Consider the following 11,941-nt stretch of genomic DNA (forward strand, 5'->3'; position numbering starts at 1 on the left):
GCTCTTCCGTCGAGCCCTAGGGCAGGCGGGGCCACGCGCGGTTGCTCAGCAGCCGCAGCCCGTTGAGGGCGACCAGGATGGTCGAGCCCTCATGGCCGGCCACGCCCAGCGGTAACGGCAAGTGCCCGAACAGGTCCCACGCCACCAGGACGGTGATGACGGTGGCCGCGATCACCAGGTTGGCGATCACCAGCCGCCGGGCCCGCCGGGAGAGCGCGACCACCGCGGCGATGGCCGACAGGTCGTCGCCGACGGTGACGACGTCGGCGGTGTCGACGGTCAGGTCGGCACCGCTGCGCCCCATCGCCATCGAGGAATGCGCGGACGCCATGGCCGGCGCGTCGTTGACCCCGTCGCCCACCATGAGCACGCGCCGCCCGGCTGATTCAAACTCCCGGACCGCGGCAGCCTTGTCTTCGGGTAGCAATCCGGCCCGCACATCGTCGATGCCCAGTTGCCCGGCCAGCCGGACAGCCGCGGCGTGGTTGTCACCGGTGAGCAGCACGGGCGAGCACCCGGTGACCGCACGCAGTGCCTGCACCGCCGCCACCGCCCCCGGACGGGCCTGATCGTACAGTCCCAGTATCCCGATCGCCCGGCCGTCGACGGTCACCACGACGGCGGTCGCCCCGGTGTCCTCGATCTCGGCCACGGTCGGGACCTGCGGACCCGCATAGGCCGCCGGGCTGAGTACCTCGACCGGGCGTCCGTCGACGATCGCGCGGACCCCGCGGCCCGCTTGCGCGGCGAAACCGGTCGCTTCCGGCACCGCGACGGCGCGGGTTGTCGCCTCGGCGACGACGGCCCGCCCGATCGGATGTTCGCTGAATTGCTCTGCGGCAGCGGCAGTTGCGAGTAGACGGTCCACGTCGGTGCCGTCCAGGGGAACCACGTGCGCTACCTGGGGCGCGCCGGTGGTCAGGGTTCCGGTCTTGTCGAGCACGACGACGTGCGTATCGGCCAGCCGCTCCATCGCGACCGCGGATTTCACCAGCACACCGCGGCGGCTGGCATTGGCTATCGCGCACAGCAGGGGCGGCATGGTGGCGAGAACGACCGCGCACGGCGAGGCCACGATCATGAAAGTCATGGCGCGCAACAGAGTTGAGCGCAGATCGGCGCCCAGTGCCAACGGTATCGCGAACAGTGCCAGGGTGGCCGCCACGACGATCACCGAATAGCGCTGCTCGACCTTCTCGATGAACAGCTGGGTCGAAGCCTTGGTCGCCGAGGCCTCGGCGACGGCCGCCACGATGCGGGCCATCACCGTGCTGGAGGGGTCTTGGGTGACGGTGACCTGCAGCGCTCCGGAGGTGTTGAGCGTTCCGGCGAAGACGTCGTCACCGATCTGTTTGGTGACCGGCAGCGGTTCACCGGTGATCGAGGACTGGTCGACGTCCGAGGATCCACCGAACACGGTGCCGTCAGCCGAAATCCGCTCTCCGGGCCGGATGAGGATCTGGTCGCCGGGCCGCAATGCCTCTGCGGCGACGACGCGCTGGGCGCCGTCGCTGTCCAGCAGAGTCGCGTCCGCGGGGGCGAGGTCGAGCAGACCCCGCACCGAACGTTCGGTGCGTGCGGTGGCCACGTCCTCCAACGCGCCCGACGTCGCGAAGATGACGATCAACAGCGCGCCGTCGAACACCTGCCCGATGGCTGCCGCACCGATCGCCGCCAGGATCATCAGCAGATCGACGTCCAGCGTGCGCTCGCGCAGCGCCTGCACTCCCGCCCACGCGGGTTCCCACCCGCCGGTGGCGTAGCAGGCCAGATACAGCGCCCACCACACCGGTTCCGGTGCCCCCAAGAGTTGCGCGGCCAGCCCGGCCAGGAACAGGACCATCGCTGCGGCGGCCCACCGCACCGAGGCCACCGACCACAGCCAGCCCAACGACCGACGCGGTGGCGGCACGGGACGGCTGCGTGCCGGCGTTGGCGCCAGTGCGGTCATGAAACGTCTCCCGTCAGATGCAACAACGCACACCTTTATACATGTAGAGATTGAAATGTATCACCAATGTCTTGATCCACATGCTTGAATGAATGCCATGGGACACGGAGTTGAGGGACGGCCGACGCCGCCCGCGTCCCTCGATGCCGCATCGGCGGCCAAAGTCGCCGAGACGCTACAGGCCCTGGCCTCCCCCAACCGCTTGCTGATTCTGACCCGGCTGCGGGAGTCACCCTGCTCGGTCACCGAGTTGTCCGCCGCCGTAGGCATGGAGCAGCCCGCCGTGTCCAATCAACTCCGGTTATTGCGGGCGCTCGGCCTCGTGACCGGTGACAGGTCCGGCCGCAACATCGTTTACCGGCTGTACGACAGCCACGTCGCACAACTGCTCGACGAAGCCATCTACCACATCGAGCATCTCCGACTCGGGGCCCGCGACACCATCGCGTAAGTCCGGAAACCGCTGCGGACAAAGAGTTTCATCCACTGTTCACCGCAGCACGCCGACCTGAAACACGCCGTGTGGCAAAACAGCGCGCCATTGCCGGAATCCTTTATTTTCACCGTGGGCCGAACTATTGTGAAGTAGTTATATGTTGATGTCCGCCCATACTCGGGAGTTTGCTGCCGGCCCTACCGGTGGCACCCGACAAGTGAGGAGTTGAACAACGATGCGCATGGCAACCAAGGGATCGTGCACCTGTCGCTGCAATGCCTGCGACGGTGGCCACCACTGCGGAAACCCCCCGAACTGCAACGCGCGGCGCTGACGCCGTCGGTGACCTGTCGTCCGGGTGACCGGCGGCAGGTCACCACCTCGTACCGGATCAGCCGCCCGGTCATCGGGCTATAGCCTCATCGATCGCACCGATCGGTCGTGCGATCTCGCGCTGTCGCGCTTCGTCATTCTTCTCACCACCGCCTCCAGTTCCCCGGTTCCGGGCCGGCGCTGCCTTATGCTGCGGCTGTGCTCACCGCGCTGACCTGGGGTCTGGTCGCTGCTTCCTCCCTGCTCGTCGGCGCCATCGCCGGCGTGGTGCGCGACTGGAACAAGCGCCTCGTCGGTCTGGTCCTCGGCTTCGGCGCCGGGGCACTCATCTCCAGCATCTCCTTCGAACTCGCCGAGGAGGGCTTCCGGGCCAGCGGCGCCTGGGCCGTGGCACTGGGCCTGGCCATCGGGGCGGTGGTGTTCTATCTCGCCGACAAGGCGGTAGATCGCATGGGCCGCAAGGGAACCCAGACCGCTGGACTGCCCTTGCTGCTCGGTGCGCTACTCGACGGCATTCCCGAACAGGCCGCGCTCGGCATCGGCATCGCCACCGGTGCCGGCGTCAGCCTGGCCCTGGTGGTGTCCATCTTCGTGTCCAACCTGCCCGAGGCCATCGGCTCGGCCAGCGACACATCGTGGGCGGCTGGGCCGCGATCGCCGCCCTGTGCGCGGTGGCCACCGTCGGCGGCTATCAGCTGCAGAACGTCGCCGGCGCCCAATTGCAGGGCGGGATCAACGGTTTCGCCGCCGGAGCCTTGCTCGTCATGCTGGTGGGCTCGATGATCCCCGAGGCCACCGAGAAGGCAGGCGAGAACGCCGGACTGGCGGCCGTGCTGGGATTCGCGGTCGCCGCGGGACTGTCGCTGGCCGGGTGAACCCGCCGCGGGTTAGGTTCGGCAGGTGACTGCGCAGTGGCACCTGGGGCCTCTCAGCGTCGGGGTGCACAACCTGTTCGTCGCGCTCGGGGTGTCCGCCGCACTGCTGGTGTTCGTGGCCGAGGCGCGCCGGCGCGGCGCGGTCAACGAGCAGTCCGTGGTGGCCGCGGCCGGGGCGCTGATCGGCGGCGCGATCGGGATGAGGCTGACCGGGTGGGTGCGCCACCTGGATTTCAGTGCGAATCCGAGCCTGGCGCAGGCCTGGCAGTTCGGCTCGCGCAGCATTCTCGGCGGACTGCTCGGCGCCTACCTCGGGGTGCTCATCGCCAAGCGTCTCGGGGGTTATCGCGGCAAGACCGGCGACCTGTTCGCCCCCGCGGTCGCGCTCGGCATGGCGATCGGCCGCATCGGCTGCCACCTCACCGAAGCCCCCGGTCGGCCGACCACCCTGCCGTGGGGCATCCACGCACCGGCCGATGTCCCCGAATGCCCCGGGTGCCTCACCGGTGCCGCCATGCACCCGTCATTTCTCTACGAGATCGCCTTCCAGCTCGCCGCATTCGCGGTGTTGCTGTGGCTGCGCCCCCGCATCGGCAGGCCCGGTGAACTGTTCGTGCTCTACATCGCCGGTTACGCGGTGTTCCGCTTCCTCGTCGAGTTCGTCCGCGAGAACGAGACCGTGTGGCTGGATCTGACCCGCCCGCAATGGTTCTTGCTGCCATCGTTGCTGATCCTGGGATTTCGGCTGTGGTACGGCTACCGCCGCGGGTACTATCGCAACCCAGCCCACACGCAGGAGGTGCCCGCATGACGACACCGCCCGGCCCACCTGACGACACTCCCCCGCACGGCTTCGACCCGCCGACCTTCGGTCCCCAAAGCTTTGAACCGCAAGGCATCCCACCGGCCTATCACGGTGACCCGGCCCCACCGCCGCCTCCGCCTCCGGGCCCACCGGTGTACCAGTACCCGCCGGGTTATCCATACGGCCCGCCGCCGCAGCCGCAACGGCGCATCTCGGTTGCGATGGTGATCCTCGGGCCATTCATCTACGCCCCGCTCAACCTGCTGATCGGGTTCATCGCCTTCATGGGCGCCGGGGCGGCCGACAGCGCCGGCGGCAGCGCCAATGTGGTCCTGGGTGGCGCCGCACTGCTGCTGGCCGCCATCGCCTTCGGCGGCGGCACCCTGATGTTGTTGTCGAAGAACCCGACGGCCAAAGGCCTTGGCATCGGGCTGATGGTCGGCTGGGCCCTGGTTTCGCTGTTCACCGCCGGATTCTGCACCGGCCTCAACCCCGAGTTGTACGCCTTGTGAGCGCCGGCATGGGGTTGCGCGGCGACCGGCTGCACCGATACGTCACCGCGTTCTGCCCGCGCTGCCACGACGAGGCACCCGAGCGCCCGCTGGCCGATGTAGTCCGTCTGGCCGGCATCCTGGTCGAACGCGACGGACACATCTGGCTCGAACGCGGCTGCCGCACACATGGATTGGTCCGTACCCTGTACGACGAGGATCCCGAGATCCTGTCCTATCTGGAAGAGTGGACCGCCCCGACCAAGGCCCACATCCCCGACGTCGCGGGGAACTTCGACCCGATTCCCTCGGCCTATCTGCGCGGCCTGCCCGAGATGCAGACGCAACACACCTGCATCCTGCTGGAGGACATCGCCGAGACCTGCAACCTGCGCTGCCCGACCTGCTTCACCGACAGCTCACCCGACCTGCGCCACGTGGTGCCCACCGCCGACGTGCTGGCCAACGTGGACCAGCGACTGGCCCGCGAGAACGGCCGCATCGACGTCCTGATGCTCAGCGGGGGCGAGCCCACCCTGCACCCCAACCTCGCCGACCTGCTCGAGCAGCTGGTCACCCGGCCGATCACCCGAATCCTGATCAACAGCAACGGAGTCCGCATCGCCAACGACGACCGGTTGCTCGACCTGCTGACCAAGCACCGTGAACGCGTCGAGGTCTACCTGCAATACGACGGGCTGTCCGAGCAGGCGCACCGCCACCACCGCGGCGGCGACCTGAGGCGGACCAAAAGCCAAGCCCTACAGCGGCTCTCCGAGCGAGAGATCTTCACGACCCTGGTGATGACCTGCGCTCTGGGCGTCAACGACGACGAGATCGGGGACATGGTCCGGCTGGCCCTGGACACCCCGTACGTCGGCGGGCTCACCATCCAGCCGCAGTTCGGCTCCGGCCGCTCCGGCGTCATCGACCCGTTGAACCGGCTCACCCACACCGGGGTGCTCAAGCGGCTGGGACCGCAGACCGGCGGCGCCGTCACCTGGCGCGATCTGACCGCGCTGCCGTGCTCGCACCCGCACTGCTGTTCGGTCGGCTACCTGGTCCGCGACGACAGCGACCGGTGGCGCTCGCTGGTGGCGCTGATCGGCACCGAGAGCCTCAAGGACAAGCTGGGACTGGTCTCCAACCGCATCGCCGACACCGAGATACCCCGCGAGCTGCGCATGGCGGTGCAGGAGTCACTGCTCGGCTTGCTGTCCGAGCAGTCCTCGCTGTCGCACCCTCAGATCGGGGATGTGTGGCGAGCGATCTGTGAGAGTTGCGATCTGGGCATGGGAACGCTGCTGACGCTCGCGTCGTCGGCACTGCCGGGCCGCCGCGGCAAGATCCGCCGGTTGCTCGGCGAGCGCGTGGTGCGCCTGACCGTCAAACCGTTCATGGACATGTCCACGATGATCGAAGAGCGCCTCACACAATGCTGTGTGCACGTCGGAACCCGCTCCGGGCAACCAGACAACGCGCAGCATCAGTGCGCACCCTTCTGCGCCGTGCAAGCCTGGCCCGCGCTGGGGCGTCAACGGATGTCGCTCTCGGTGGGGCAGGAATTACCGCTCATCGAGATTCGATGACGCGGCGAACAGGCTGGTCACCCGACATCCATTGAGCGATCGCGCAGGTCGCGCCCACCCCAGCCGGATACGCGGGTCGCCCCGAGCCGCTGGTCAGCACCTGTTTCTGCCAGGCACCAGTGGCACAAACTGCGAACTAGTGTTCCTAACCGTCCTCTTAAGCTGCTAACTTCGCATGAAGTGGGTGTCCCACTGCCGGGGGCCTGCCACGTGTTTTTTGGACCAGTCAGGAGTGAATGCCTTGAAGATGACCAACATCAGTACGGCTTTTGCCGGAGCGGCCGTCGCCGCCGCGGCGATCGTCGCAGGCGCCCCGATGGCGCTCGCCGAAGACGGAGGCGTCACCACCTCCGCGCTCGGTAGCCAAGCCAAGCTGGACAACGGCGCCCAGGGCTGGACGGTCACCGACCTGAAGCCCAGCACCGACACCATCGACTACCAGACCCGCGGCACCCTGTGGGAGGTCACCGCCACCAACGAGGCCCTCCAGGGCTCGGTGACGCCGATCGTCTCCAACTTCAACATCCGTGCCGCCGACGGACAGAACTACCGCGCGCTGTTCCAGGTCCCCAGCAAGCAGGGCGTCAACCCGGCCACGCTGGCGCAGGGCCAGAAGACCAGCGGCAAAATCTACTTCGACGTGACCGGTGACCAGCCGACCGAGGTCGTCTACAACGCCGGCGGTCGCGATCTGCTGGTGTGGGACAAGCCCGCCGCGCCCGCCGCAGCCCCGGCTGCCGGCGCCCCGAAGCGTCCGGCCCCGGCCGCCGCCCCGGCCGCCACCCCGGCTGCACCGGCCGGCACCGGTGCGGGTAGCCGCGCGACGGACCTGCCCGCCGCCACCCCGGCCCCGGGCGCTCCGGCCGCCACCCCGGCCGGCACCGAAGCAGTTCCGGCCGCTCCGGCACCGGGTGCTCCGGCTGTCCCCGCGGCACCGGCCACCGAGCCGGCGCTGGTTCCGGCCGGCACCCAGCCGGTGGTCACCACGCCCGCCCCGGCCCCCGCGGTCGCTCCGGCGAGCAGCCACGGGACCGCGTCCTGATCTAGGTAGTCACGGCAACGGCCGGATGCGGGCAACCGCATCCGGCCGTTGTTTTATGTGCCGAGAAGCCTTGCCGCGAGAACAAGATCAGGCGATCGACAGGGCGATGCCGTCGAGAATGTCGTGCTCGCTGACCACCAGCTCATCGATGCCGGCCCGCCGGTCGAGTACCGCCGCCAGCTCCTCGACGATGATCGCGCCGCCACCGATCACATCGGCACGGCCGGCGTGCATCGGCCCGAGCGCCAGGCGTTCGGACCTGGTCATCCCGATCAGCTGCTCGCACACCCCGAGAAGATCGTCGAAACCGATGCGGGACAAGTGAATCGCCTCGGGATCGTATTCGCTCATGCGCTGCGCCAGCGCCGACAACGTCGTCATCGTCCCGGCCACACCGACCCAGGTGTGCGCGCCTTCGACCGGCACCACCCGCAGCGCCTCGGCCAGGCCGTCACGGGCCACCGCCCGCGCCTGCGCCACCTCGTCCGCGGTGGGTGGGTCGGAATGCAGGCACCGTTCGGTCAGCCGCACACACCCGATGTCGGCGGAGAAACTGGCCCGCACCGCCGTGTCGCCGCGCACCACCTCGGTCGAGCCGCCACCAAGGTCGACGACCACGAAAGGGCCTGCGGCAGGGTCGAGTTCACCGACCGCACCGCGGAACGACAGCTCGGCCTCCTCGGTACCGGTGATCACCTCGGCCACCGATCCGGGCACCACCTTGCCCAGCAGCCGCGCGGTCATCGCGAAGAACTCATCGCGGTTGCCGGCATCGCGCGCCGCCGAGGTGGCCACCATCCGCACGGCGCCGACCGAATGCTCGGCCATCAGCGCCACATAATCGGCCAGCGCGGATTCGGTACGCGCCAAGGCTTCCGGCGCGAACTGGCCGGTGGCGTCGACGCCCTGGCCCAGCCGCACGACCCGCATCTCGCGGTGCACGTCACGCAGCTTTCCGTCCACGACATCGGCGATCAGCAGACGAATCGAGTTGGTGCCACAGTCGATTGCGCCGACGCGCCTCAAACCCATACCTCACGATCCAGGATTCCGGCCATCGCCGGCTCGACCGCCAGCACTGCCAGCGCCTCATCGCCGAACGGATTGACCCCGCGGCCCTTGGCCAACGAGTGGGCCATCACGACATGCAGACATTTGACCCGGTCGGGCATGCCGCCCCCGGTGAAGGTGGTGCCCAGCGGTTCGATCGCATCCCGCTCGGCCAGGTAGGACTCATGGGCCCGCCGGTAGGCCGCGGCCAACTCCTCGTCCTGTTGCAGGCGTTCGGACATCTCCCGCATCAGACCCGACGATTCCAGCCGGCTGGCGGCCGCGGTGAGCGCCGGGTGCGTCAGGTAGTACAGCGTCGGGAACGGCGTGCCGTCAGGCAGCTTCGGCGCGGTCTTGACCACCCCCGGCTCACCGTTGGGGCAACGGTAGGCGACCTCGAGCACTCCGCGTGGCTCGCGGCCCAATTGCCGTGTCACGGCCTCGATGTCGGCAGGATCAACCATTGGGACCTCTGGGCTCGGACGGCGGGGGCGGTGGGGCCGGCGGCCCGCCCGGTGCCGGCTTGGGTCCGCCGATCGTCGGCGAAACCCCGTGCGGCTCATCGGCGATCGTGTGCCACAGCGAGGTGTACCAGGGCTGCCCGGCGGGCACCGTCGACCCGGGCAGAACCGGTGACTCCGGCTCGCCCGACTCGATCGCCCCCGGTGGCAGCTGCACCTGGTACGGGGTGTCGCCGGGCATGACGAAGCCGAGCCGTTCCCTGGCCTGGGCCGCGATGTACACCGGGTCGGCCAGCTTGACCTTCTGCTGCTCCAGCTCGGCGATCTGAGCCCGCAACTGCTGCTCGCTGACCTTGAGTTGTTTCATCTCGGTGCGCTGGGCGAAGAAGGTGCGAACTGGCCCGGCGATCGTCAACGTCAGCACACACACCACCGCGGCCAGAATCGCCGCCCGGCGTGCCGTCGACCCGAACCGCTGTTCGGACTGCAGCTCGGCCTGGTACTGAGCCTGCACCGCAATGGCTTTGGTGACCTTCTCGTCGGCAACCGGCTCGGCCTGCGCCGGACGGGATTCAGCCGTCCGGCGGCGGGGCTGCGAAGCGCGCGGCCGATTCGACTCTCCGGCCTTGCCCGGCTTGCCGGGTCGGGAGGCCGGAGACCGTCGCTTCGGATCGGGCCGCTTCGCTTCGGGCATCGACTCGTCGGTGTGTTACTTGGCCTCGAACCGAGGGAACGCGAGATCGCCCGCGTAACGCGCGGCGTCGCCGAGCGCTTCCTCGATGCGCAGCAACTGGTTGTACTTGGCCACCCGCTCGCTGCGGGCCGGGGCACCGGTCTTGATCTGACCGCTGCCCACCGCGACCGCGAGGTCGGCGATGGTGGTGTCCTCGGTCTCACCGGAGCGGTGGCTCATCATGGTGCGGTACCCGCTGTTGTGCGCCAGTGCAACGGCATCCAGGGTCTCGGTGAGCGTGCCGATCTGGTTGACCTTCACCAGCAGCGCGTTGGCGGCGCCACGCTCGATGCCGTCCTCCAGACGCTCCGGGTTGGTGACGAACAGGTCGTCGCCGACGAGCTGGATCCGGTCGCCGATCGCCGAGGTCAGCGCGACCCAGCCGTCCCAGTCATCCTCCGACAGCGGGTCCTCGATCGAGACCAGCGGGTAGGAGTCGATCAGACCGGCGTAGAACTCGGCCATCTGCTCAGCCGAGCGGGTCTCCTTCTCGAAGGCGTAACCCGAACCCTCCGTGTAGAACTCGGTGGCGGCGACGTCGAGCGCCAGGGCCACATCGCTGCCCAGCTTGAACCCGGTGGCCTCGATGGCCGTGGCGATCAGGTCCAGGGCGGCCTTGGTGCCCGCGACGTCGGGGGCGAAGCCGCCCTCGTCGCCGAGACCGGTGGACAGGCCCTGCTTCTTGAGCACCGACTTGAGCGAGTGGTACACCTCGGCACCCCAGCGCAGCGACTCCTTGAACGAGGGCGCGCCGATCGGGGCGACCATGAACTCCTGCACGTCCACCCCGGTGTCGGCGTGGGCGCCACCGTTGAGGATGTTCATCATCGGCACCGGCAGGATGTGGGCGTTCGGCCCACCGAGGTAGCGGAACAGCGGCAGCGCGGCGCTGTCGGCCGCGGCCTTGGCCACCGCCAGCGACACACCCAGGATCGCGTTGGCGCCCAGCCGGGACTTGTCCGGCGTGCCGTCCAAATCCAGCAGCGCCTGGTCGACGAGCCGCTGATCGTCCGCAGCCAAGCCGATGATCGCCGGGGCGATCTCATCGAGAACGGCCTCCACGGCCTTCTCCACGCCCTTGCCGCCGTAGCGGGAACCGCCGTCGCGCAGCTCCACCGCTTCGTGCTCGCCGGTCGATGCACCCGACGGCACAGCTGCCCGGGCGAACGTGCCGTCGGTCAGGGCCACCTCGACCTCGACCGTCGGGTTGCCACGGGAATCGAGGATCTCGCGGGCTCCAACCTGCTCGATGATGGGCACTGGCTTCTCCTTATTGAGTCCTGCGTGTAGGGATGAGACTAGATCGTGGTCGGCACCGAGTCGTGTCAGGGCGCGTCACAGGCCATGGCCGGCCGCATATGCCGTCGCCCAGTCCCGGACCATCCGGGCGTACTGGTCGGAGTTGTTGTAGGCCTTCAAGGCCTTCATCCACCCGCGCGGGGTGGACAGGTCCTTGCCGTACCAGCACAGCAGACCCGCCGCCGAGAGCGCGGCGTCATCGAAGTTGTCCGGGCTCACCACACCGTCGTTGTTGGCGTCCACCCCGAAATGACCCCAGGTCTCGGGGATGAACTGCATCGGGCCCATGGCCCGGTCCATCAGTGGATCCCCGTCGAGCTTGCCCTTGTCGGTATCGGGAATGCGCAGGTTGCCGCCGGTCCCGTCCAGCTGCACGCCTCGGATCGGCGGGGTGACGTCGCCGTTGCGCGCGATCATCGCGCCGCGGTAGGTGCCGTGGTGGCTCTCGACCATGCCGATCCCGGCCAGCGTGGTCCAGGCCAGCCGGCAGTTCGGGTTCTCCACCTGGGCGACGCGCGCGGCATAGGCGTAGGCCTCGAGGGCATTCACGGGCATGCCCAGCGCGGGTGCCCGCTGCTCGGCCCACTCATGCAGCTGATCGGCGGGCCGGCCCTTGGCGTAGGTGTCGATCGCGGGCACCGCATCCCCGGGCGGCGGCGGCACGCCCTCTGGAATTGGGGTGCCGAGATGCCACGAACAGCTGGATGCCAACAGCAGCGCTGTCGCAGCAATTACGGCGACAGCCCGCAGCCAACGCACTGGCGACACCGGACTCCCTCAAACCCCGTCGATCTGATTGGCCATCGTCGCATGCGCGCCAATGAGCGTGACGGGCGACGGGCCGCTGCCGGGAGAACGGCAGGTGAAGTCGGCCGT

At 68.8% G+C, this 11,941-nt stretch carries 11 protein-coding genes and 1 pseudogene; 6 read left to right on the forward strand and 6 right to left on the reverse strand.

Translation table 11 applies throughout. The features are described 5' to 3' along the window. Positions 1–16 precede the first annotated feature (16 nt). Positions 17–1,951, reverse strand: a complete 1,935-nt coding sequence (locus BN2156_RS26610) for a heavy metal translocating P-type ATPase (protein WP_090517966.1) — start codon at positions 1,949–1,951, stop codon at positions 17–19. Positions 1,952–2,048: 97 nt separating this feature from the next. On the opposite strand from BN2156_RS26610, the gene BN2156_RS26615 reads away from it, so the two are divergent. The 6 genes and pseudogenes from BN2156_RS26615 to BN2156_RS26645 all read left to right on the forward strand — a co-directional run bounded on the left by BN2156_RS26615 (position 2,049) and on the right by BN2156_RS26645 (position 7,522). After that, positions 2,049–2,402, forward strand: coding sequence for an ArsR/SmtB family transcription factor (locus tag BN2156_RS26615; protein WP_090518582.1), 354 nt, complete (start codon positions 2,049–2,051; stop codon positions 2,400–2,402). Positions 2,403–2,918: 516 nt separating this feature from the next. Continuing rightward, a pseudogene (locus BN2156_RS26625) lies at positions 2,919–3,595 on the forward strand (ZIP family metal transporter). Between the two features lie 25 nt (positions 3,596–3,620). After that, positions 3,621–4,406, forward strand: coding sequence for a prolipoprotein diacylglyceryl transferase (locus tag BN2156_RS26630; RefSeq protein WP_090517967.1), 786 nt, complete (start codon positions 3,621–3,623; stop codon positions 4,404–4,406). After that, positions 4,403–4,912 (forward strand): hypothetical protein, encoded by a 510-nt coding sequence (locus BN2156_RS31310; RefSeq protein WP_235625513.1) that lies wholly within the window; start codon positions 4,403–4,405, stop codon positions 4,910–4,912. Before BN2156_RS26630 ends, BN2156_RS31310 begins: the two co-directional genes overlap by 4 nt. 8 nt (positions 4,913–4,920) lie before the next feature. Then, positions 4,921–6,480, forward strand: coding sequence for a radical SAM protein (locus tag BN2156_RS26640; RefSeq protein WP_162491010.1), 1,560 nt, complete (start codon positions 4,921–4,923; stop codon positions 6,478–6,480). 247 nt (positions 6,481–6,727) lie between these two features. After that, positions 6,728–7,522, forward strand: a complete 795-nt coding sequence (locus BN2156_RS26645) for an MPT63 family protein (protein WP_407661755.1) — start codon at positions 6,728–6,730, stop codon at positions 7,520–7,522. 87 nt (positions 7,523–7,609) lie between these two features. On the opposite strand, the gene BN2156_RS26650 is transcribed toward BN2156_RS26645, so the two are convergent. From BN2156_RS26650 to BN2156_RS26670, 5 genes are all read right to left on the reverse strand, one after another. Further along, entirely contained in the window at positions 7,610–8,554 is a 945-nt protein-coding gene (locus BN2156_RS26650; protein ID WP_090517969.1) for a Ppx/GppA phosphatase family protein, read from the reverse strand. Then, positions 8,545–9,036 (reverse strand): DUF501 domain-containing protein, encoded by a 492-nt coding sequence (locus BN2156_RS26655; protein WP_090517970.1) that lies wholly within the window; start codon positions 9,034–9,036, stop codon positions 8,545–8,547. Before BN2156_RS26655 ends, BN2156_RS26650 begins: the two co-directional genes overlap by 10 nt. Further along, complete coding sequence (locus tag BN2156_RS26660; RefSeq protein ID WP_090517971.1) at positions 9,029–9,727, reverse strand: FtsB family cell division protein; 699 nt, start codon at positions 9,725–9,727, stop codon at positions 9,029–9,031. Before BN2156_RS26660 ends, BN2156_RS26655 begins: the two co-directional genes overlap by 8 nt. A 15-nt stretch (positions 9,728–9,742) precedes the next feature. After that, positions 9,743–11,026, reverse strand: a complete 1,284-nt coding sequence (gene eno, locus BN2156_RS26665) for a phosphopyruvate hydratase (RefSeq protein WP_090517972.1) — start codon at positions 11,024–11,026, stop codon at positions 9,743–9,745. Positions 11,027–11,101: 75 nt separating this feature from the next. Then, the gene (locus BN2156_RS26670) at positions 11,102–11,833 is read right to left on the reverse strand and encodes a lytic transglycosylase domain-containing protein (protein ID WP_162490977.1); all 732 of its coding nucleotides are present in this window, start codon (positions 11,831–11,833) and stop codon (positions 11,102–11,104) included. Between the last annotated feature and the right edge of the window lie 108 nt (positions 11,834–11,941).

Source organism: Mycolicibacterium neworleansense, assembly GCF_001245615.1.
In the GTDB taxonomy this organism is placed as follows: domain Bacteria; phylum Actinomycetota; class Actinomycetes; order Mycobacteriales; family Mycobacteriaceae; genus Mycobacterium; species Mycobacterium neworleansense.